Origin of the sequence: Extibacter sp. GGCC_0201 (genome assembly GCF_017566055.1) — a bacterium.
Lineage (GTDB): Bacteria > Bacillota > Clostridia > Lachnospirales > Lachnospiraceae > Extibacter.
On record NZ_JABFCH010000001.1, the window covers coordinates 22,283 to 43,801 of the forward strand.

General features: G+C 43.5%; 22 protein-coding genes. 20 read left to right on the plus strand and 2 right to left on the minus strand.

The genetic code is table 11. From position 1 onward, the window contains the following. Positions 1-72 precede the first annotated feature (72 nt). The 4 genes from HJV72_RS00090 to HJV72_RS00105 are packed head-to-tail and all read left to right on the plus strand — an operon-like array spanning position 73 to position 3,081. Positions 73-228, plus strand: coding sequence for a hypothetical protein (locus HJV72_RS00090; RefSeq protein ID WP_202906669.1), 156 nt, complete (start codon positions 73-75; stop codon positions 226-228). Beyond that, on the plus strand, positions 225-1,073 hold the full coding sequence (locus tag HJV72_RS00095) for an ABC transporter ATP-binding protein (protein ID WP_208067719.1): 849 nt from the start codon (positions 225-227) through the stop codon (positions 1,071-1,073). The genes HJV72_RS00090 and HJV72_RS00095 overlap by 4 nt, the downstream gene beginning before the upstream one ends. Then, on the plus strand, positions 1,073-2,068 hold the full coding sequence (locus HJV72_RS00100; RefSeq protein ID WP_208067721.1) for an ABC transporter permease: 996 nt from the start codon (positions 1,073-1,075) through the stop codon (positions 2,066-2,068). The genes HJV72_RS00095 and HJV72_RS00100 overlap by 1 nt, the downstream gene beginning before the upstream one ends. A gap of 2 nt (positions 2,069-2,070) precedes the next feature. Continuing rightward, on the plus strand, positions 2,071-3,081 hold the full coding sequence (locus HJV72_RS00105) for an ABC transporter permease (RefSeq protein ID WP_208067724.1): 1,011 nt from the start codon (positions 2,071-2,073) through the stop codon (positions 3,079-3,081). Positions 3,082-3,096: 15 nt separating this feature from the next. On the opposite strand, the gene HJV72_RS00110 is transcribed toward HJV72_RS00105, so the two are convergent. Continuing rightward, positions 3,097-4,833, minus strand: coding sequence for an Rqc2 family fibronectin-binding protein (locus HJV72_RS00110; protein ID WP_208067725.1), 1,737 nt, complete (start codon positions 4,831-4,833; stop codon positions 3,097-3,099). Between the two features lie 210 nt (positions 4,834-5,043). Between HJV72_RS00110 and HJV72_RS00115 the strand changes: the two genes are divergently transcribed. From HJV72_RS00115 to HJV72_RS20270, 16 genes are all read left to right on the plus strand, one after another. After that, positions 5,044-5,925, plus strand: coding sequence for a YicC/YloC family endoribonuclease (locus HJV72_RS00115; RefSeq protein WP_066575363.1), 882 nt, complete (start codon positions 5,044-5,046; stop codon positions 5,923-5,925). A gap of 14 nt (positions 5,926-5,939) precedes the next feature. Further along, positions 5,940-6,560: a guanylate kinase gene (gene gmk, locus HJV72_RS00120; RefSeq protein ID WP_208067727.1), complete on the plus strand. Its 621-nt coding sequence runs from the start codon at positions 5,940-5,942 to the stop codon at positions 6,558-6,560. A gap of 3 nt (positions 6,561-6,563) precedes the next feature. Then, the gene (gene rpoZ / locus HJV72_RS00125; protein ID WP_066575373.1) at positions 6,564-6,806 is read left to right on the plus strand and encodes a DNA-directed RNA polymerase subunit omega; all 243 of its coding nucleotides are present in this window, start codon (positions 6,564-6,566) and stop codon (positions 6,804-6,806) included. Between the two features lie 71 nt (positions 6,807-6,877). Continuing rightward, complete coding sequence (rimO, locus tag HJV72_RS00130) at positions 6,878-8,203, plus strand: 30S ribosomal protein S12 methylthiotransferase RimO (RefSeq protein ID WP_208067729.1); 1,326 nt, start codon at positions 6,878-6,880, stop codon at positions 8,201-8,203. Further along, complete coding sequence (gene pgsA / locus HJV72_RS00135; RefSeq protein ID WP_208067731.1) at positions 8,200-8,742, plus strand: CDP-diacylglycerol--glycerol-3-phosphate 3-phosphatidyltransferase; 543 nt, start codon at positions 8,200-8,202, stop codon at positions 8,740-8,742. Before rimO ends, pgsA begins: the two co-directional genes overlap by 4 nt. A gap of 2 nt (positions 8,743-8,744) precedes the next feature. After that, the gene (locus tag HJV72_RS00140) at positions 8,745-9,992 is read left to right on the plus strand and encodes a competence/damage-inducible protein A (RefSeq protein WP_208067733.1); all 1,248 of its coding nucleotides are present in this window, start codon (positions 8,745-8,747) and stop codon (positions 9,990-9,992) included. Between the two features lie 13 nt (positions 9,993-10,005). Next, positions 10,006-11,490: a GNAT family N-acetyltransferase gene (locus HJV72_RS00145; RefSeq protein WP_208067735.1), complete on the plus strand. Its 1,485-nt coding sequence runs from the start codon at positions 10,006-10,008 to the stop codon at positions 11,488-11,490. Between the two features lie 95 nt (positions 11,491-11,585). Beyond that, positions 11,586-12,278 (plus strand): iron-sulfur cluster assembly scaffold protein, encoded by a 693-nt coding sequence (locus HJV72_RS00150; RefSeq protein ID WP_049728234.1) that lies wholly within the window; start codon positions 11,586-11,588, stop codon positions 12,276-12,278. Between the two features lie 57 nt (positions 12,279-12,335). Further along, on the plus strand, positions 12,336-13,346 hold the full coding sequence (locus HJV72_RS00155) for a GGGtGRT protein (protein WP_066575387.1): 1,011 nt from the start codon (positions 12,336-12,338) through the stop codon (positions 13,344-13,346). Between the two features lie 830 nt (positions 13,347-14,176). Further along, the gene (locus tag HJV72_RS00160) at positions 14,177-14,419 is read left to right on the plus strand and encodes a helix-turn-helix domain-containing protein (protein ID WP_208067737.1); all 243 of its coding nucleotides are present in this window, start codon (positions 14,177-14,179) and stop codon (positions 14,417-14,419) included. A 115-nt stretch (positions 14,420-14,534) separates the two neighbouring features. Continuing rightward, positions 14,535-15,335 (plus strand): sce7726 family protein, encoded by an 801-nt coding sequence (locus HJV72_RS00165; RefSeq protein ID WP_243765468.1) that lies wholly within the window; start codon positions 14,535-14,537, stop codon positions 15,333-15,335. Continuing rightward, a complete protein-coding gene (locus tag HJV72_RS00170; protein WP_208067741.1) occupies positions 15,335-16,264 on the plus strand; it encodes a sce7725 family protein in 930 nt (309 codons plus the stop codon). The genes HJV72_RS00165 and HJV72_RS00170 overlap by 1 nt, the downstream gene beginning before the upstream one ends. 2 nt (positions 16,265-16,266) lie before the next feature. Further along, positions 16,267-17,361, plus strand: a complete 1,095-nt coding sequence (locus tag HJV72_RS00175) for an RES family NAD+ phosphorylase (protein ID WP_208067743.1) — start codon at positions 16,267-16,269, stop codon at positions 17,359-17,361. A gap of 49 nt (positions 17,362-17,410) precedes the next feature. Continuing rightward, a complete protein-coding gene (locus HJV72_RS00180; protein ID WP_208067745.1) occupies positions 17,411-19,006 on the plus strand; it encodes a TIGR04141 family sporadically distributed protein in 1,596 nt (531 codons plus the stop codon). A gap of 284 nt (positions 19,007-19,290) precedes the next feature. Next, positions 19,291-19,632: a hypothetical protein gene (locus tag HJV72_RS00185; protein ID WP_208067747.1), complete on the plus strand. Its 342-nt coding sequence runs from the start codon at positions 19,291-19,293 to the stop codon at positions 19,630-19,632. A gap of 13 nt (positions 19,633-19,645) precedes the next feature. Then, positions 19,646-19,834, plus strand: coding sequence for a DUF6718 family protein (locus HJV72_RS20270; protein ID WP_334299330.1), 189 nt, complete (start codon positions 19,646-19,648; stop codon positions 19,832-19,834). A 67-nt stretch (positions 19,835-19,901) separates the two neighbouring features. Here HJV72_RS20270 and HJV72_RS00190 read toward each other — a convergent pair whose 3' ends face one another. Further along, positions 19,902-20,945 carry an ornithine cyclodeaminase family protein gene (locus tag HJV72_RS00190; RefSeq protein ID WP_208067748.1) on the minus strand — a complete coding sequence of 348 codons (1,044 nt, stop codon included), beginning with the start codon at positions 20,943-20,945 and terminating at the stop codon, positions 19,902-19,904. Between the last annotated feature and the right edge of the window lie 574 nt (positions 20,946-21,519).

Consider the following 21,519-nt stretch of genomic DNA (forward strand, 5'->3'; position numbering starts at 1 on the left):
ACTTCACCTAATTTTCGTAAATTCATCTCAAGAAGAGGGCAGTCGGCTCTCGCAGATAAAGGAGGGAATCCTATGACATTTTTAGGTTTGGAGTGGTACTGGTGCCTGGTGATTGTAGCGGTGCTGGCAATCTCTGTCCCGTTGAAGATCAAGTTCGTGAAGTGGTGGAACAAGCGGGAACAGGAGAAGAAAAAGGAACAGCACGGGAAATGGGGTGAGGATGAATGATTGAAGTAAAAGATTTGACGTATTCCTACGGCAAAGACAAACAAGTGCTGCAAGGTCTGAACTTTTCCGTGGAAGATGGAGAAATCTTTGGCTTTCTGGGACCGAACGGCTCCGGGAAGTCAACGACCCAAAAAATCCTGACCGGAATCTTGAAAGGGCAGGCTGGCAAGGTATCCCTGTTCGGGCAGGACATTTCTGCGGCACATACGCAGGAGTTTTTTCAGAAAATTGGAGTATTGTTTGAGTTTCCATATCTGTATGCCAATTTGAGCGCAGTTGACAATCTCAGATATTTTTCTTCTTTCTATCCGAAAGAGCAGGTGCGCAGCATCGAGGATGTATTGGATGAATTGGAATTTAAGCCGGATTTCTTGAAAAAGCCTGTTTCGTCCTACTCAAAGGGTATGCGGCAGCGGGCAAGCATGGCGCGGGCGCTGATCAGCAATCCCAGGCTGCTGTTCCTGGACGAACCGACCAGTGGGCTTGACCCGTCCGGTGCTGTTTTATTCCGCAGAATCATTGAGGAAGAACGCAGGAAAGGAACAACGGTATTTTTGACTACCCACAATATGCTGGATGCCGATCTGCTGTGTGACAGGGTGGCCTTTCTGTCCAATGGCAATATCATGGCACTGGATACGCCCAAAAGCCTGAAAGAGCAGAACAGCAATCACCGCGTGAGGATTGACTATCTGTACCGGGGGAGGAGAGAAGAACAGATGATTGAGGCCTCGGAATTAGAGGCGGGCATTCCCTTTGCACATGACGAGATTATCAGCGTCCATTCACAGGAGCCGACGCTGGAGGATATGTTTATCAAATATACGGGAAGGGGGCTGTCTTGATGTGGAAAAGCCTTTGTTCCCTGTTCAAAAAAGATTGCCGGATGATGGTTTACGGGAAATTTTTCCTCATGTCATTGGGCTTTTTAGCCCTTTACACCCTGTACGTGAACTTTGGATATATCAAATTCATGGAAGCGAAAGCTTACAATGTGTACCTATATGACCCTGTCGGAACGCAGACAACAGTATCTACGCTGGTTCAGAGAGTCTCATCAAAAGAAGCGCTTGACACGATCTTGCTCAAAGATACCGATGGCGTGGGCATAGATGCCAGCACCGGGGAGCCACAGCTTATACTCTATGAGGCATCGGAACATGCAGACCGTCACCGTATTGACTACGCGCTTTCTCTCCTGCAGCCGTCAGGGAATTACAGCGCCGAGGTGATTGGCTCTAATACGCCGGAACAAAAGGCGAGGAAAGAGATTACCTGTGAACTGCTGTTTTTTGAAATTGCGGCTGTTGGATTTTTAGGGATTGCGGCTGTGCTGTTCAAGGAAAAAGACATGGGTGTTATCCGTGTCCATGCTATTGTGCCCTTGCGTAAGAATCTGTTTGTCCTGTCTAAGCTGGCAATCTTTCTGCTGTCGGATCTTGTCTTTGCGGTACTTCTCACCGTGCTGAATGTTGGACTATTGGAGACCGCAGCCATATTGCCAGCGGTGCTGTTGCAAACGGCGCTCCTGTCCTTGGTCATGGCCTTGACCGGGCTGGCCTGCGCCCTGCTTTTGAAAGATTTCCGACAGTTTACATTGGGCTATCTTCTGATTGCGATTTTTGTGGCTACCCCGGTGTTTTTGTCTGCTAATACAGCGGTAAAGCTGGATTGGATACAATATCATCCGTTCTATCATATGTATATGGGCCTGAAAAATGCTTACTTTGGAACTCCCACGGATAGCTATGTCTACTATCTGGGGTGTCTGGCTGCAATTGCGGTATTATTCGCGGGCGTACAGTGCGCGTTCCGCAGGGAAATGGGAAAGGAGAGCTGAATATGAAAGGATTACGCTATCAGTTGAAAAGCGTGCTGCGTGACAAGTTTTGCCTGATGACCTTTTTATTGCCCATTGTCGTTGCGGCCGCTTTAAACTTTGTCGGCGCAATTGACTTCACTACGCTGGGGGAGTTACATTTTGGAGTTCTGCAAGGCGGTTTGCCGACGCAAACAGTTTCATGGCTGGAACGGTATGGCCCGGTGACGGTATATCAAACGATGGAAGAACTGACTGAGGCAGTCATAGAGCCGTCTACAAATCTAATCGGTGTGGAGGCGGATGGAAGCGGCATCAAAACGATGCTATCCGGCGACGAGCTGGATATATTCCGCCAAACGGCGGATACGCTCCCGGACCTATACGAACAGCGACATGGCACCGGGCAGACAGAGGTCCACATATTAGAACGGCCCGATGTGATGGCTGGATTTCAAGATATGTTTATTGCTGTTACATTGATTGTCGCAATGTTTATGGGATGCACCTTTAACGCTATGAACATGATTTCTGAAAAGGAGGACGGCGTTGCATATATCAACGAGATATTGCCAATATCCCACAGCCAATATATCTTGCAGAAGCTCTCTGTCGGCTTTATCTGCGGGTGCCTGTCCTCCGTTATTACGGTTTGTATCTGCTTCCGGCTAACTTTAAAAAATGCGGCTCTTATGCTGGTGCTCATTGTCCTTTCCGCATTTGTGGCCGCACTGATAGGCTTATTCATCGGAAGAACATCCAGCGGGCTGATGGTTGGCGTGGTTTATATCAAGATTGTTATGATTTTCTTTATGGCTGTACCAATCTTACGTTTTCTTGTGGGAATCCGTCAGCCGCTTCTTTCAGCAGTCTGCTACCTTGTCCCCTCGCAGGCGACATTCGAGGGAATAATGGACGTATCGACCGGCAGCGGGGCGGCGGTGGTAAAAGATATTTTCATTCTTTTGGCTCATTGTATCGGATGGTTCCTGTTTTATGTCGGCCTCTCCGTACATCAGAGAAAAAATGCATGAACGTTCTGACCTTATTTAATCCACTTCCTCAATCGCAGAGATATCGGAATCTATCACAAGGGAATAGTTCGTGTAATATATTACGAAGCCCGGCTTTGCTCCATTTGGCTTTTTGACATGTTTCTTTTCTATATAATCAATCTCCACCTTGTCGCTTCCGCGGTTTTTGGAGTAATACGCAGCCAGCCTGCCGGCCTCTTCAAACGTAGTGTCGGGAAGCTCATTTCCCCCGCTTTTCACGATGACATGGGAGCCTGGGGCGCCTTTGGCATGGAACCACCAGTCGTTTCCGTCCGCAAAGTGGAAGGTCAGCTCATCGTTCTGAAGATTGTTTTTCCCTACATACATGTGGAAGCCGTCGCTTGAGAGGTAGTGCAGGGGCTTGCTTGTCAGCCTGATTTTCTTTTTCGTATATTTTCTTCGTATATAACCGGACTGGGTCAGCTCTTCCTTGATCTGCAGCAGGTCGTCCTCATTTTGCGCGATATCGAGGGAATTGCTGATAGATTCCAGGTATCTTATGTCATCGGCGGTCTCCTTTATGAGGCCGCTCAAAGCTTCAAACGTACGCTTCTGCTTATTGTACTTGTTAAAATACCTCTGGGCATTTTCCTGAGGGGTGAGATTCTTATCCAGCGGAATGGTCACATCTTCGTTCGTGTAGTAATTGAGGGCGGTAAGCTCAGAAGCGTCCTCCGGCAGATGATAACCGTACGTGTTGATCAGCTCGCCGTATACTTTGAACTTATCCCGGCTTTCCGTATCTCTTAACTGCCGCTGCTGCAGGTCATACTTTTTGCGGCTGCGCTCCAGCGCGGTCTGGACGACGTGTCGCAGATCCGCAGACTTCTGCCGGATACGGGTCATCGCATTTTTGGCTGCATAATAGGTACCGAGCAGTTCAGAGACAGAGGAGTATTCCTGCCGCCGGTATGCTCCGTAATGGCTGAGCAAAAGGGCGGAGAAGTCCTTCGGGTCACTGCCGCTGTAATAGATGGCCGGTGCAAAGGTCTTATTCTGCACTTGCTCGAAATAATAGCTGAACTGCCTGTACAGGTGTGTCATCATATCATCCGACAAGTCTCTGGCGGTCATGGACGAGTCCAGTCCGGCCAGATGGCACACTTCTTCCGCCGCAACGGGGCTGATACCGGTAAAGCATAGATAGAGCGCCTTTCCGATTGGCGCCGGCCTGCTCTTTAATAAGGTGGCAAAGGAGCTCTTATCCGTATCCAGAGGATCCTGCTTTTCCATCGTGTCCGGTATAAAATACGGGCGTCCCGGCAATACTTCACGCACGGAACTCATCTGGGCGGACACATGCTTGATGCTGTCTATTATCATGCCTTTGTCGTCGCAGAAGATGATGTTGCTGTGCTTTCCCATGATTTCTACTATGAGCGTCTTTTTGCACAGGTCGCCGAGTTCGTCCAGATGCTCGATATCAATATGGATGATGCGCTCCAGCTTTGGCTGCCATATGGCGGTTATCCTCCCCCCTCCGATATGCTTCCTGAGCAGCATGCAGAAGCCGGGGGCGGTCATGGGGCTCGGTTTATTTTCGGCAGTAAGATATATGAGTGGAAGAGAAGCGCTGGCAGAGATGTAAAGCCTTCGCTGTCCTGCCGGCGTCTTAACCGTGAGCAGCAGTTCGTCGCTTTCCGGCTGGGCTATCTTGGCTATGCGCCCGTCTGTCAGGTTCTCATCCAGTTCCTTCACTAAAGCGGCAATCGTTATTCCGTCAAAAGCCATGTCAATCCTTCCTTTCCTTCATCGGTTATGCTTCTGCGGTACGGGGATTCGCTGCCCCGCAGGCAGACACTAAGATGATTATACAGGACTTGGCAAATACAGGCAAGGAAACAATTGACGTAATTTTGCAAATAGATTATAATAAACGGTGATTGTTACGAGGTTCTAGCAGAGGACAATACGACGAATATATAAAAAGAGGTTTATATCATGATTAAGAGTATGACAGGTTTCGGGCGCTGTGAGATTATGGAAGGGGAGCGCAGATTCGCCGTCGAGATGAAAGGTGTGAACCACCGCTATCTGGACATGAATATCCGGATGCCGAAGAAACTGAATTTTTTTGAGACTTCCATACGCAGCCTCCTCAAGAAATCGATACTGAGGGGCAAGGTAGACCTGTTTATCACATATGAAGATTCTTCGGAGAGCCAGGTTGCCCTGAAGTATAATGAGACGCTGGCAGGCGAATACCTCACATATTTCAAGCAGATGGAGGAGGCTTTCTCGCTGGAGAATGACATACGCGTATCTACATTATCACGTTATCCGGAAGTGCTTTCCATGGAGGAGCAGGCTGTCGATGAAGAGGAATTGTGGAATGGACTTTGTCAGGCGCTTGACGGTGCCATAAGGCAGTTCGTAGAGACCCGCACGCTGGAAGGGGAGAATCTGAAGCAAGATATCGTAAGCAAGCTGGACGGTATGCTTGGGCTTGTCGCATACATAGAGGAACGCTCTCCTGAGATCGTAGCTGCATACCGGCAGAAGCTGGAGGAGAAGGTTAAGGAGCTGCTGGAGGATGCCCAGATGGACGAAGGCCGTATCGCTGCTGAGGTCGTTATCTTTGCGGATAAGATATGTACGGACGAAGAAATAGTCAGATTGAAAAGCCATATCGAACACATGAAGGAGACGCTTAAGTCAGAAGAGGCAGGTATCGGGCGCAAGCTGGACTTCATAGCCCAGGAGATGAACCGTGAGGCGAATACAATCCTCTCGAAAGCGAATGACCTGGAGGTCTCCAACCGTGCCATCGATCTTAAGACAGAGATAGAAAAAGTCCGTGAGCAGATTCAGAATATCGAATAGAGAGGTAGTAATCTATGAATAAGAAAGGAATCCTCACCGTGGTGTCCGGTTTTTCCGGGGCCGGCAAGGGGACGATTATGAAAGAGCTGCTGAAGAAGTATAGCTGCTATGCCCTGTCTGTTTCAGCGACTACGAGAGCCCCGCGTCCGGGCGAAGCCGACGGGCGGGAATATTTCTTCAAAACAAAAGAAGAATTTGAAAAAATGATTGCACAAGACGAGTTGATAGAGTATGCTAGTTACGTAAATAACTATTACGGAACACCGAAGGCATATGTAGAAGAACAGCTTAAGGCCGGGAAAGACGTGATACTCGAGATTGAGATACAAGGAGCGCTCAAGGTGAAGGAGAAGATGCCGGACACCTTGCTTCTGTTCGTCACGCCGCCGTCTGTGGAGGAGCTTAAGAGACGCCTCGTCGGAAGAGGCACAGAGACGATGGAGGTCATCGAGTCCCGTCTGAGACGTGCCGGTGAAGAGGCGGAAGGCATGGATAAGTATGATTATCTTATCGTGAACGACAAGCTGGACATATGCGTGGAAGATGTACATGAGATTATCAGAGGGGAACATATGAGAAGTTCCCGTAATGCAGCATTTATAGAGCATATGAAGGAAGAGTTGAAAGGAGAATAGTGTATGTTACATCCATCTTACACAGATTTAATGAAAGTGGTCAACAAAGATGTAGAAGAAGGCGAGACAAAGATTGTCAACAGCCGATATTCTATCGTCATGGCCACAGCTAAGCGGGCAAGAGAGATCATCGACGGCTCCATACCGCTTGTAAATATGAAGAATGGAGAGAAACCTCTCTCTGTCGCGATTGACGAGCTGAATTGCGGCAAGATCACCGTAGTCGGTGAAGAGGAAGACAACTAAGGAAAGAGATAGATGAGGCAGGTGCCCGGGCGGTATCTGCCTTTCTGACTATAAATGAGGAGACCTTACCTATGAACATATTGTTTATTTCCCTCGGCTGTGATAAGAACCTCGTAGATTCAGAAGTGATGCTGGGGCTTCTTGACAGAGAGGGCTATCAGATCGTGGACGATGAGACGGAGGCGGATGTCATCGTCGTAAATACGTGCTGCTTCATCCATGACGCAAAAGAGGAGAGCATCCAGGCGATACTTGAAGCGGCGGAGTATAAGGAGACGGGAAGGCTGAAGGCGCTTATCGTCACCGGCTGTCTAGCACAGCGTTACCAGAAGGAGATCGTAGAGGAGATACCGGAAGTGGACGCGGTACTAGGTACAGCTTCTTACGATAAGATAGCAGAAGCCGTGAAGGAAGCGCTGGCCGGACATCCGTGTATGGAGATGGAAGACATAGACGCCCTTCCGCTTGTAGACGCGAAGCGTCTCGTTTCGACCGGCGGGCATTACGCATACCTTAAGATAGCCGAAGGGTGCGACAAGCACTGCACCTACTGCATCATCCCGAAGATAAGGGGCAATTTCCGCAGCGTCCCGATGGAACGTCTGGTGAGAGAGGCGGAAGAGCTGGCCGGACAGGGGGTGAAAGAGCTTATTCTCGTAGCCCAGGAGACGACGCTTTACGGAAAGGACATATACGGCGAAAAGTCACTCCACCGCCTGATCAGGGAACTGTGCACGATTGAGGGGCTGCGGTGGATCCGGATACTGTACTGCTATCCGGAAGAAATCTATGATGAGCTCATACAGGTTATAAAGGAAGAAAAGAAAATCTGCCATTATCTGGATCTTCCTATCCAGCATGCCAACGATGAGATATTAAGACGGATGGGAAGGCGTACGAGCAAGAAGCAGCTAGTGGAGATCATCGAAAAGCTGAGGGAGGAAATCCCTGATATCACGCTCAGGACGACGCTCATCACAGGATTTCCCGGAGAGACGGATGCACAGCATGAGGAATTGATGGAATTTGTAGATGAGATGGAATTTGAACGGCTCGGGGTATTTACCTATTCGCCGGAAGAAGATACGCCTGCCGCTGTAATGCCGGATCAGATTCCGGAAGAGAGGAAGGCGGACCGCCAGGCCGAACTGATGGAGCTTCAGCAGGATATCGTCTTTGAACAGGCGGACGCGATGGTTGGCAGGAAGGTGCTCGTCATGATAGAGGGCAAGGTTGCCGATGAGAATGCATACGTCGGAAGGACGTATAAGGATGCCCCGGGTGTTGACGGGCTTATATTTATCAATACGGAAGAAGAACTGATGTCCGGAGACTTTGCCATGGCGGAAGTGACCGGGGCCTCAGAATATGATTTGATAGGAGAGCTGATATCATGAATTTACCAAATAAGCTGACTGTACTCAGAATAATTATGGTTCCGTTTTTTGTCCTGTTTTTGCTGACAGATATAGGAGGGGCCGCCAACAAGTGGATTGCGCTTGTACTTTTCTGCGTCGCAAGCCTCACTGATTTGCTGGACGGAAAGATTGCGAGGGCGAGGAACCTTGTGACGAACTTCGGAAAGTTTATGGACCCTCTGGCGGACAAGCTGCTTGTCTGCTCAGCGATGATATGTCTCATCCCGCTCGGCAAGCTGGACGCGTGGATTGTAATCGTAATCATCGCCCGTGAGTTCATCATCAGCGGCTTCCGGCTTGTCGCGTCCGACAGCGGCATCGTCATTGCCGCAAGCTACTGGGGGAAGTTCAAGACCGTGTCCCAGATGTTCATGATCATCCTGCTCATCGCGGATCTCGGAGGGGTGTTTGACATGATTGGAACTGTGCTTATATGGGTATCCTTAGTATTGACCGTAGTGTCACTGGTCGATTATGTTGCAAAGAACAAGGAAGTATTAACACAGGGAGGCATGTAAACATGACAGTAGAACTGATATCGGTAGGGACGGAAATCCTGCTTGGCAATATCGTAAATACAAACGCGGCGTATCTTGCGGAAAAATGTGCGCTGCTCGGGCTGTCCTGCTACCATCAGAGTGCGGTCGGTGATAATGAGGAAAGGCTTGAAGAGGCAATCAGGCTTGCACTTTCCCGCTCGGATATCGTCATCCTAAGCGGCGGCCTCGGACCGACGAAGGATGATATTACAAAAGAAGTAGCCGCAAAGGTATTTGGACGGGAGATAAAAGAAGATGCCCATACGAAAGAGCGTATACAAGAATATTTCCGTCAGGTACACAGCGGCCAGATTACGTCGAACAACTGGAAACAGGCAATGGTTCCGGAAGGCGCCATCGTAGTGGACAATCATAACGGCACGGCGCCCGGGCTGATTATCGAGGAGGATGGAAAGGCCGCCATACTGCTGCCGGGACCTCCAAATGAAATCAAGCCCATGTTCGAACGGGACATTGCTTCCTATCTCAATAAGCTTCAGCCGGAGGGCATCTATTCCAAGATGGTTAAAATCTGTTCCATCGGAGAGAGCAAGGCGGAGACGATGGTCTCTGACCTCATGGACACGCAGACGAATCCTACGCTGGCCCCATACGCCAAGACAGGGGAAGTCCACTTCCGTGTGACGGCGCGGGCGAAGAGCGGGGAAGAGGCTGAAGAGCTGATGAAGCCGATGGTCGACGAACTGTTCAAACGGTTTGGAGATAAGATATATACGACAGAAGAGGAGGTGACGCTGGAAGAAGCCATTGTCGAGCTTCTGAAAGAGAAGAACCTTCTCGTGACGACGGCAGAGTCATGTACCGGAGGTCTGCTGGCGGGCCGGCTTCTGAATGTGGCAGGGGCGTCAGCCGTCTACAAAGAGGGATATATCACCTATTCCAATGACGCCAAAGAACGGATTCTTGATGTAAAGCGGGAGACGCTCATGGAGTTCGGTGCCGTGAGCCCGCAGACAGCATATGAGATGGCGGCGGGAGCGGCAAAGGCAGCAGGCGCGGATGCGGCGCTCAGCGTAACCGGTATCGCGGGACCCGGTGGCGGGACGAAAGACAAGCCGGTAGGCCTTGTCTATGTAGGATGCTGTGTAAAAGGGAATGTACGTGTGGAGGAATTCTATTTTACCGGCAGCCGTGATAAGAACCGGGATTATTCTGTCGTCCGGGCGCTGACACTGCTGCGGGAGGAACTGCTTAAATACCATTCATAAGGAGGTACGGCTCATGGATATCAGGATTCTGAAGGAGCAGGAGCTTCTGACGGCACTTCATCTCGTATGGGAAGTGTTCGCAGAAGAAGTAGCGCCGTCATATACCCCGGAAGGCGTGGAAGAGTTCCGGAGTTTTATTAAGTACGATAATATATGTCCGATGTTCCGCAGAGGAGAGCTTCTCTTCTTCGGCGCGTTCGAGGATAATGAGCTGAAAGGAACCATGGCTTTCCGGAAGGACGGTCATATCAGCCTGTTCTTCGTATGCCGGAACAGCCAGGGAAGAGGTATCGGAAGAAGCCTCTGTGAGGCGGCTGCAGCGTACTGTGCAACCGTGCTTAAAGTGGATAAGGCTACCGTGAATGCGGCCCCGGGTGCAGTCGCGCATTACGAAAGCCTGGGCTTTCAGGCGGCAGGAGAAGAACAGGTTGTCAACGGCATACGGTTCCTCCCTATGGAACTTGCGATTGACAGATCTGCATATCCGTCCGCGGGAAAGAGCCGGACGCCTCTGATTGTGGGGATAGCCATTGGGAGCGTACTGCTCCTGGCTGTTCTCATATTCGGCATTTCTATCGCTGTAAGAGGAATCGGCAGCTATATACGGGAACGCCATTCCGACGTGTATGAAGAGCCCTATGACGACAGGGACAGACATGATTATGGGGATGATTATGGCAATCATGATTATGACGGCTATGGCAGGGGAGAGCATAACTGGGATGACTATGATGGCAGCTATGGAGATGGAGAAGCGCTGTCCGGTCTGGAGTCCGTCCCGGCATATGAGGCCGGCGATTTGAAATACGAGACAGAGGAACAGGTGTATGCTTATACAGACGATGAGAAGACATCCATGGTAGTAGATTTCCAGGTCAAATATCCCCAGATCAACGGTCTTGACGAAGAACTCGGTACAAAGGTCAACGGTGCGCTGAAAGACTGTGCCATGGAGACAGTGGATAAGATATATACGAATCCGTCGGAGAGTGTGAAAGAAGGCGTTCTGGCCTCCGAATATCCGGCGCTCGTCAGTTATGTAGAGTACAAGATCAGCTATATCAACAATGAGTTCGTCAGCGTCATATTCCAGGATTACAGCTACCAGGGGGACAGCAGTACATATTATGTGGATCTGAGGGCCAGGAACATAAGCCTCCGGGACGGCACGGTCTATGAAGTGAAAGATATCGTGAATACGGATGCGGCTTTTATGAACGAATGGCTGGAAGGGATGAAGGATGAGGCGGACGACGATACGTTTCTATCTGAACTGAGCCGGAAGCAGATGGAGAGCGCGCTCAAAGGCGACAGCCAAGGCGGCGTGTATGTGGCCAACTTTTTTGCTGATGCGGATGGAATCGAGATAGGGTTCGATTTCAACTATAAGGCAGACGACCCGGACGACCTCGGCTACGCCTGGGTCACGGCGCCGTTTGATTTCAGTGACATTAGGGAATATAAGACAAATAGCGCCTTCTGGGGCGAGATTGATTAGGCAATTTGTGAATTGACGAATGTCGAAAATTATGAGAAAATAGACCCAGTGTGGTGTTAAAGATATAACGATGCATATTTGAAAGGAGTTTTAAAATGATTTATTCACATGAAGTAGAAATGATGTGTCCAGTGGCTCAAGGTGCAAATCACGGACCAGCTCCGATTCCGGAAGAAGCAAAATGGGTACAGGCAAAAGAAGTGAAAGATATCTCTGGTCTGACACACGGTGTAGGCTGGTGTGCTCCTCAGCAGGGTACATGCAAGCTGACATTGAATGTAAAGGAAGGCATTATCCAGGAAGCGCTCGTAGAGACTATCGGATGTTCAGGAATGACACATTCCGCTGCTATGGCGTCTGAAATCCTTCCGGGCAAGACTATTTTAGAAGCGTTGAACACGGACCTTGTCTGTGATGCAATCAATACAGCTATGAGAGAACTGTTCCTGCAGATCGTATACGGAAGAACACAGAGCGCCTTCTCGGAGGACGGACTTCCAGTCGGCGCAGGCCTTGAAGACCTTGGAAAAGGACTCCGTTCCCAGGTCGGCACAATGTACGGTACATTGGCAAAAGGTCCTCGTTACCTTGAAATGGCAGAAGGATATGTAACTGGAATCGCGTTGGATGACAACGATGAGATTATCGGCTACCAGTTCGTAAGCCTTGGCAAGCTTACAGACTTTATCAAAGCTGGCGACACCCCGAACGATGCATGGGAAAAAGCAAAAGGCCAGTATGGACGAGTAGCAGAAGCAGCCAAGATTATAGACCCACGTAAGGAGTGATAACCGCTTATCACTAGTACATATAGGTAACAGAGATGAAATCAGGAGGACAAGTAAATGGCTTTATTTGAATCATATGAAAGAAGAATTGATAAAATCAATGAAGTATTAAACAGCTATGGCATTGCTTCAATTGAAGAAGCGGAAAAGATTACAAAAGATGCCGGGCTTGATGTATATAACCAGGTGAAGGGAATCCAGCCGATCTGTTTTGAAAATGCGTGCTGGGCGTATATCACAGGTGCAGCAATCGCAATCAAGAAAGGCTGCAAGACAGCTGCAGAGGCGGCTGCGGCAATCGGAGAGGGGCTTCAGGCATTCTGTATCCCAGGTTCGGTTGCTGACCAGCGTAAGGTTGGACTCGGGCACGGCAACTTAGGAAAGATGCTCCTGGAAGAAGACACGGACTGCTTCGCATTCCTTGCAGGCCATGAATCATTTGCAGCTGCAGAAGGAGCCATCGGTATCGCTGAGAAGGCGAACAAGGTCCGCCAGAAACCGCTTCGTGTCATCTTGAACGGACTTGGAAAAGACGCGGCTAAGATTATCTCCAGAATCAACGGATTTACATATGTGCAGACCGATTATGACTACAGCACAGGTGAGCTGAAAGAAGTACAGAGGATTGCATATTCTGACGGACTTCGTTCCAAAGTGAACTGCTACGGAGCCAATGACGTGCGGGAAGGTGTCGCAATCATGCACAAAGAGGGTGTTGACGTATCTATCACAGGCAACTCTACAAACCCGACACGCTTCCAGCACCCGGTTGCAGGTACATATAAGAAAGAATGTATCGAGCAGGGCAAGAAATACTTCTCAGTCGCATCCGGCGGCGGTACAGGACGTACGCTTCATCCGGATAACATGGCTGCCGGCCCGGCTTCTTACGGTATGACAGATACGCTTGGCAGAATGCATTCTGACGCACAGTTTGCAGGATCTTCTTCCGTACCGGCCCACGTAGAGATGATGGGGCTTATCGGGGCAGGCAACAATCCTATGGTCGGAATGACAGTAGCCGTTGCGGTAGGGATTGAAGAGAGCGCAAAAGCAGGAAAGTTCTAAGAAATCCAGTTCTTATAAGGAGTATAGACTTTGTGAAATGTGTTGAAATGTCGTGAGAATCGGTGTGTAACTCACATAGAACTCGCAAGTAACTCATATAAACAACTCACAAATTAGAATTATGATAGAAAGTATATTAGAGGTGTATCGGTATTTACTGGTACATCTCTTTATCTTTTGATTTTTTTTATTTCGGACTGCAGCTGTTCCATTTTGCAGTTGGTATATATTTTTCTGTAATGTCGGTAATTGTATGTCCGATGATTAGTTTCAAAATATACTCGTCCATGTTGACAGATTTTGCTTTAGTGATAAAGGTATGTCTTGAATGCCATAGAAAAAGGCATTGCCAGAAGTTTAAGAAATGTAGTTACAGCGTTTTAGAATAATGTTTTAAACGATTCCTTCTGTTCTGAATAATGAATTATCTCGTGGGACTATTTCTTTTAACTTAACCAAATCAGTGATTTTTTTGCTATCAAGGATTCCGGTTAAATAACTGAATGTTCAATATTCCGCACTTACCATACCAGCTAAGGAAAATGTATTTATTAATAATTTTTCGTTGCTCCTGTGGTAAATCTAGTGTTTTATATACCCTTTCAGTAGCAGTCATTTCTTTGCAGTATTCTTGTTAATCTGAATCATTTTTAAAGAGTTTGCGTAAGGTATACTGACGTAATTCATAAATCTTTCGTTTCAAATGAGTCTTAAATTCTTGTTTTTTCAAGTTTTCCTCCTTTGGTTCCTGTTTGTGTACCGTTATAGCATGAGTGTTGAAGTATAATCAAGAAAAATGTGCCTAATCAGGAACTAAGATGGAGGGCAATATGACAATGATTTTGCAGGATGCAAATTTCGGTAAGAATTTACTAAAACTAAGAAAAGCTAGTGGACTGTCGCAATATGAATTAGCAGCAAAAATGCAATTGATGGGAAGCAATATGTCTAGGTCTACTTACGCTAAGATAGAACTTGGTGAACGAAATATAAAGGTTACGGATTTAGTGGTATTGCAAAAGATATTTAAGGTTGATTTTGCTGATTTTTTTGAGGATATAGGAATATTGTAATATTTAAAGAGATAGCAATTTTAATATTGATTGATTTAGATGGAGGTGAAAAGTAATGAGTTCGAATAATTTTATGATATTAAATCGTTTTTTTTCTAGAAATACTTTTCGCCATTTGATTGACAAAGAAAATGATAAAACATATACATCAGTTATCAGAAGGTATATTGACTCAGATATAAATAAGAGTAATTCTGAATTAATAAGTGAGATATATTGTAAACTTGGAGCAAATTATAGAAACGAATATTTTTATAAAAATACGTTATTAAACAAATTACTTTTAGGAGTCCATAGTGTTAATACGACTACCGCACTTACGGAAATTCCAGTTGCAAAATCAAAAGCAGACTTTGTATTAATAAATGGTAAAGCAGTAGTTTATGAGATTAAAACCGAATTGGATAATTTTGACAGGCTGAACAGTCAAGTTGATGATTATTATAAAGCATTTGATTATGTGGCTGTAGTAACATGTATGGAACAAGTAAAAGCATTAGAGAAGAAAATTGAATTGCTTGGAAAGCCTGTTGGAATATATGTTTTGAAGCAAAACGGTTGTTTGAGTACAATAAAAAAACCGGAAAAATATGATAATGATATAGATAAAGAAATAATTTTTAAAATATTAAGAAAAGTCGAATATGAAAATATTATTTTAGATGCATTTGGTATTCTTCCACAAGTATCTCAATTTCAATATTACAGCGCATGCAAAGAAATGTTTTTAAAAATAAATAGTGAGAAGATGTACGCTATGTTTATGAAGGAACTGAAAAAAAGAAATCATATAGCAAAAGAGTTGTTTCAAAAAATACCTTATGAACTAAAGTTCTTATCATATTTTATGGACTTAAAAGAAAATGAATATCTAAAACTTAACAATTTTTTAGATAAACAATATGGAGGTGTCTGATGTATTTTCCTATATTAAGAGGTAGACAGTTTGAGCTGATAGCACTCAGAGAACTGTGTGAAGAAGGTTTATTAAGTAAAAGTATTATTCCGATTATAGAACCAGTAAAACTCTCATCTACATTATGTAAAACGATTAGTATATATGGAAGTAAAGGGCATCTGTTGGCGCTTATAAATAATCCTTTAGTGGGTACATTTGATTCCGACCTTGATGATGAAAAAAATAAAAACTTGGTAGAAGCTTTTAATAATGAGATATCTGCAAATAATTCCTTGTTGTATGTATTTCGATTAAGTTTAAATTCTCGAAATGAAATGGAAAATTTTATTGCCAAATATAGTGATAGGATGATGACTATTTGTAACGATAAAGATTCAATTTCTTTATATGCTACTGAATTCGAAGGAATGGGTAGCAAATTTAATTTAATTCCAGATGAAAGCGGGTTTCGCCGAAAAATCCGTCAAAATCGAGTTATGCTTGATGATAAATTTACTAAAATGGCTCGTAATATTGATTATGCCCAAAAAGTAGATGAACCATTCTCGGAAGATCATTTATTTTACCTAGACGATGGATATGTTGGTTTTGCTGACTATTCGGTAGTAGGGGATGAGTATAGTGACTCGGGATTTGCTCCATATGCTGTTGCCATACATATTGTATATTTTGCAGATGATAAAAGTTTACGTCTTAAACATTTTGTTTCAGATACAAATGACGATATAAAAGACCCGGCCGGAAAATTCAAAGAAGCAGTAGAAAAATTGGTCAATTGGAATAAGGTTCAAAAGTTAGATACAAAAGCTATAAAAGAATTTGAGGATTTGTATTATCGTGAGGCTTATCCGGGATTGGGAACTGTGAAAAAACTATCCATCATGCATCATATTGAATTAATTAGTAGATTTTTAGACGAGGAATAGGTATGATTTTTTGCGAAAGATGTTTTTGTGATGAAGAGATTATCTCTATCATCCGTAATTATGATGTACTGGGAGAATGCCAAATTTGTAAGAGCAAAAATGTATATACATATGATACGGATAGATTTGATGATTTAAGTGGGTTATTTGATGAATTTGTAAGTATTTTTACACCTAGTAGATTATTACCAGATTATTTTCCACGGGCAGAGATGAAACTAATTAAAAGCGAATTGTTGAAAAATTGGAATATTTTCAAAAGTACCTCTGAAGCTGATATTTATAAGATAATAACAAGTATTTGTAAAGAGAAGTATCAACATATGCCAGAGTTATTTGATCAGCCTATAGGTTTAGAACAATTATATGATGAAGAATACTTAAATGGGCACTCTCTATTAAAGACACATACATGGAATGCTTTTGTAGATGCATTGAAGAATCAAAACCGTTTTCACACCAACTATATTAATTTAGAAATACTGGAAAAATTTTGTTCTTATATTAGAAAAACGTACAAAAAAGGAAGTCGTTTTTATAGGAGTAGAATATCTTCGGAAAAGGGACTTCTACCTTCGGAAATGGGCGCACCTCCTTCTAGCAAGGCATCAGAAGGGCGTGTAAATGCATTAGGAATTAGTTGCTTATATTTAAGCGATAGTGTTGAAACTACAATCCATGAGGTAAGAGCTAGTGCTTTTGACTATGTTTCTGTAGGTACTTTCGAACTGAAAAAAGATATAGTAGTGGTAGATTTGAAGCGTATAAATAAAATAAATCCGTTTGTAGGCGAATTGGATTTTATGGAGCACGCTATAAATAAGGAACATTTAATGAAAATAAATGAAGAACTAGGTAAAACGTTGCGTAGAAGCGATAGTACGCTGGACTATTTACCAACACAATATATATCTGATTTCATAAAGAGTATAAAGTATAATGGTGAAACAGAATATGCAGGGGTAGAGTATAATAGCGTAATGAATGCTGGTGGAAATAATACTGCAATATTTGAGCCTTCTTTGTTTGAGTGCGTAGATGCGTGTACATATAGAATCAATGACATAGCATATCATAAACGAAAAATAGATTACTAGATATCATACAAAAGATTAAATGAGGGGGGGGGGGGTAGAGGAAAACAATATGTTAGATGAAGCGAAGACACAAAATTTAACAATATTTTTAATGAAAGACTACATAAAAGATTATAATAGTTGTCTGAAAAACAGGAGTGCTATTAAAATGATGACATTAAAAGATGAATATAATCTTGATGGTGTTATTTGTATTGCAAATAGTAGTAATAAACCTCCTAGATGGAAAGAATTTCTACAAAAATATTCCAGTGAAGATATCGAATTGGATGATAATACATCTAATAAAGCGCTAATGTTGGTTAAACTACAAGAAAGAATCCTAGCATTATCTTTTGGATATGGGAGAGCATTTTTAAAAGAAGAAGCTATTGAGAAGAATTTTGGTTTCAAAACTGCATTAAATGTTATAAGTCCAGAGAAAATAAGAAGTGTAAATGCTGCAACAATTGAAGATATGGTTGTTAATACACAAAGACAGAGCAGTCATAGTACCAGTCAAGAGGAATTTGGCTTAAATGTCACGAATGATATAATGATGGCTGTTACGGGTATTCCACAGAATGAGGATATAGGAAAAACAGTTAGTGGAAAAGACTCATTTGTTGTATCAGTTTGTATGGATGCTGATGAATTGAAAATCAAATTAGAATCATATTTGAATGCGTATAATAGCAATACATATAAAGATAAGGGCTTTGATTGGATTGATAATGTTCGTGCCATAAAGGATTCTGTATTAAGGGAAGAACTGGACTTTGCATTATCAGAGATTATAAAAAAGAAAGATTATTCTAAAATTCAAATAGCATCACCTGACACAGTGAATTGGAATGACCTTTTAGGTTTTTGTTTTTCAGGAATAAGAAAAGATACTACTGATGCAAATGTGTATTCAATGGAAATTAATTACGTTGAATATTTTGATTCCATTAATGATAACAGTAATTTATTTAAGAAACTTAAAAGGGATAAATTATATGGGATGAATAATGGAGAAAATCCATTTGCTATTTGTAATGTATATTCAGCGCTTATTGCGCAAATGTATTATGATGATAAAACATATATTTTGAATGCAGGTACTTGGTACGAAGTCAATAATTCTTTTTATTCTAGAGTGACAGAGTTTATTTCTAGCATTCCAATTTCGAATTTAAGTTTGCCTAAATGTCCCAAGGGGATGAATGAAGGGGAATATAACTTAGAAGTTGCTAAGCAGCAAGATTATTATTTGATGGATAAAAGGCTTGTGTCTGTATTGAATGGTCCTAAACATATTGAAGCATGTGATATATTTACAAGGGATAAGCAGTTTGTGCATGTAAAAAACAAATGTAGATCATCACAACTTAGTCATTTATTCGCTCAAGGAAGAGTTTCGGCACAAGCTTTTACAAGTGACCAGGAGTTTAGAAAACAAGTCTGGGATAAAGTGAAAAGCAAATTTGGAGAAGATGTATTTGATTATCACAAAAAACCAGAATCAAGTGAATATGAAGTTGTTTATGCAATCATTGATGAGAAAACAGGAGATATTGAAGATAGGTTACCTTTTTTCAGTAAAGTGAATCTTATGCTTTCTGTTCAGGAATTGGATAGAATGCATATGAAATATTCTATTATGATGATTGAGAAATCATAATAAACCATATATGGTGGAAAGTAAGGTGTCGTGAGTTGTCGTCAGACGTGGATAGTAGCACACATACAACTCACAAATGGCACTAAAATCCTTGAAAAACCAGCCTTCATGGTTTTGATTGAGGAGAGCGCTAAAGTAGGAAAGTTCTAAGAATATCGTTAATTAAAGGATTAGGGAGAAGTTTAAAGCAGATTTCTATACGAGAAACACCGTTACAAAATATATTAGAGGATATAGAGGGATATCGTGCGAGTTATATTGATGTATTGATAAAAGGAATCTGATTGGTTTCAGGTTCAAATAGACTGAAGTTTGAGGAATACTCTAAAGAATATCCAGATTATTTTAGAGTTGTTGATTTGCGTAACGGAAAAAGGGTTGATGATGGTTATCATGCCATTCACCTATATTACCAGAGAGATAATCTGGCATATCCGATAGAAATACAGTTGTGGTGTGGAGAAGCTTACCTATTTGTTATTTGGAGCCATAGATATATCTACAAATATAAACAAGTTGAAATAGGAAAACTACTGTATGAGGAGTATGCTGCAAAGATAATCTGCAGTGAACAAGATTTTATAGAACGTCTGGAATATTGGGAAGGTGAGTTTAGTGGGAGATAATAAAATTTATATAGTGGCAAAAATATTCGACAAACAGGGATGTCTAGCGTACCAATGTAAGACTGTGAATGAGGCACGTTGTTTGCCAGGTATATTGGAAGCATTGAGGGCTGATGGCGTGCAGATTGTTGTACTTGATAGTTTAGAGATATATTCGGAATATGCGATAGACATGGTTAGTCAGATGAATTGTGTAGCATAGCTAAAAGCAAAGTTTAAAGACTGTACCAACCATGAACGGTGGGTACAGTCTTTGAATGAATAAAATCTTAATATCTATTGGTAATCATCTTTTCAGGCAGATCATCAACGTAGCTTTCACCGCTAAAATCAAAATCAAATCCGATATGACGCTCTTTCGCACGCTCGTATACGACATAAGCGGCAGCCACATCTAAGCATCCCATGCCAATCGGAAGGCAGAGTACCTTTTTATTTTCAATATCTTTTATTTCTTTTTTTCCTGTAACAAGGTCTCCGATTGTAGCTGAAATATCATGTTCAGATATCTTTCCTTCAGCAGCCAGAGCGCTTAGCGCTCCACGATGAAATGCCTGCCCGAGATGGTCGACAATGATATCATCACAGCTTAGAATCAGTCCGTCTGTAACTTCCCTGTAAGAACCCATAGGAAATATCACAGTCCCCGGTTTGAGCATATCTGCGGTTAAGAAAGGCTCATGTGCTTGTGTAACCGTAACTAGCGCGTCCGCATCAACAGCATCTTCCACCTTGTCGCAGACAACGATCCTTCCTTTCACTACATCTTTCATATTTTCTGCAAATTTTTCCGTTGCCGGACGATAAATATCATAAACACGCAGTTCTTCGATATTAAATACTTTTGAGATTGCCAATGTCTGCGTATGCCCCTGCATTCCTGCGCCAAACAAACCGATTCTGATATTCCTTCGATTCTTAAACAGGTATTTTAAGGATACTGCGGTCTGGGCTCCGGTACGAAGATTGGTAATGTACTTGCCATCCATAACAGCACGGAAAATGCTGAGTTTTGGATCAGCAAGAAGAATCATTCCGCATATAAAAGGTAATGCAGCCTCTTTCCGATGGCCAAGCAGGCCGCCGACCCACTTGATTCCCGCATTATCCTGATATCCAATGTAGGCAGGCATTGCATTGAAAAAACCTTCATAGGGCGGCCAGCCTCCGGACTCGCCTAGATTCAACGTAACTTTTGTCGGGTTTATGACCTTATTTTCCCCAAATCCCGCAAATGTCTTTTCAACTGATTCAACCACATCCTGCATATCGATTAAATCCTTGACCTGATTATATGTAAGTAAAAGTGCCATGCTGCGTACCCTCCTTTAATTTTCTATGTGCTGTTTATTGTAATGATTCTTTGTGACTGCGCTTGCCACCAGCAGAGCGATAAATGATATCAGAATTCCCCATATCACATAAGGTATGGTCGTATGAATCATCTGTGCTATGATACAGCCTGCGTAAGATTGGATGTTTGACAGAACGTATGATACACGCACGCGATAGCCCTAAACAATGTATTGAAACCACAGATACAATTGAATGCATTAAAGCGCTTCTGCTGTTTGACAGATGTTTTCTTGTAGCAACTGAAAATGCTTTCAGCATTTCAATTTTTGATAATTTTTTTGATTTCCTGCTGCTTTCATATCTTTATAATCATAGGGAGCGTACGATAGATTGGTCATATAATATCATTAAATGCGACGATTTGATTAAAAATGTAAGTGCAGATGATTGTGAAAGAGTTCAGGGAGCCATTTGTGAAAGATACATACTTCATTTACATTAGACTATAAGTTTTAATTTTTATATTACTTTATTACCGAGCCAGCGCCTCATGCGCTGGCTTATGTGTTTTTAGTATTAAGTATGATTATC

Bases quoted from the DNA above. Each gene is read 5' to 3' on its own strand.
- HJV72_RS00090 (WP_202906669.1), top strand. From the start codon at position 73: ATGACATTTTTAGGTTTGGAGTGGTACTGGTGCCTGGTGATTGTAGCG.
- HJV72_RS00095 (WP_208067719.1), top strand. From the start codon at position 225: ATGATTGAAGTAAAAGATTTGACGTATTCCTACGGCAAAGACAAACAA.
- HJV72_RS00100 (WP_208067721.1), top strand. From the start codon at position 1,073: ATGTGGAAAAGCCTTTGTTCCCTGTTCAAAAAAGATTGCCGGATGATG.
- HJV72_RS00105 (WP_208067724.1), top strand. From the start codon at position 2,071: ATGAAAGGATTACGCTATCAGTTGAAAAGCGTGCTGCGTGACAAGTTT.
- HJV72_RS00110 (WP_208067725.1), bottom strand. From the start codon at position 4,833: ATGGCTTTTGACGGAATAACGATTGCCGCTTTAGTGAAGGAACTGGAT.
- HJV72_RS00115 (WP_066575363.1), top strand. From the start codon at position 5,044: ATGATTAAGAGTATGACAGGTTTCGGGCGCTGTGAGATTATGGAAGGG.
- gmk (WP_208067727.1), top strand. From the start codon at position 5,940: ATGAATAAGAAAGGAATCCTCACCGTGGTGTCCGGTTTTTCCGGGGCC.
- rpoZ (WP_066575373.1), top strand. From the start codon at position 6,564: ATGTTACATCCATCTTACACAGATTTAATGAAAGTGGTCAACAAAGAT.
- rimO (WP_208067729.1), top strand. From the start codon at position 6,878: ATGAACATATTGTTTATTTCCCTCGGCTGTGATAAGAACCTCGTAGAT.
- pgsA (WP_208067731.1), top strand. From the start codon at position 8,200: ATGAATTTACCAAATAAGCTGACTGTACTCAGAATAATTATGGTTCCG.
- HJV72_RS00140 (WP_208067733.1), top strand. From the start codon at position 8,745: ATGACAGTAGAACTGATATCGGTAGGGACGGAAATCCTGCTTGGCAAT.
- HJV72_RS00145 (WP_208067735.1), top strand. From the start codon at position 10,006: ATGGATATCAGGATTCTGAAGGAGCAGGAGCTTCTGACGGCACTTCAT.
- HJV72_RS00150 (WP_049728234.1), top strand. From the start codon at position 11,586: ATGATTTATTCACATGAAGTAGAAATGATGTGTCCAGTGGCTCAAGGT.
- HJV72_RS00155 (WP_066575387.1), top strand. From the start codon at position 12,336: ATGGCTTTATTTGAATCATATGAAAGAAGAATTGATAAAATCAATGAA.
- HJV72_RS00160 (WP_208067737.1), top strand. From the start codon at position 14,177: ATGACAATGATTTTGCAGGATGCAAATTTCGGTAAGAATTTACTAAAA.
- HJV72_RS00170 (WP_208067741.1), top strand. From the start codon at position 15,335: ATGTATTTTCCTATATTAAGAGGTAGACAGTTTGAGCTGATAGCACTC.
- HJV72_RS00175 (WP_208067743.1), top strand. From the start codon at position 16,267: ATGATTTTTTGCGAAAGATGTTTTTGTGATGAAGAGATTATCTCTATC.
- HJV72_RS00180 (WP_208067745.1), top strand. From the start codon at position 17,411: ATGTTAGATGAAGCGAAGACACAAAATTTAACAATATTTTTAATGAAA.
- HJV72_RS00190 (WP_208067748.1), bottom strand. From the start codon at position 20,945: ATGGCACTTTTACTTACATATAATCAGGTCAAGGATTTAATCGATATG.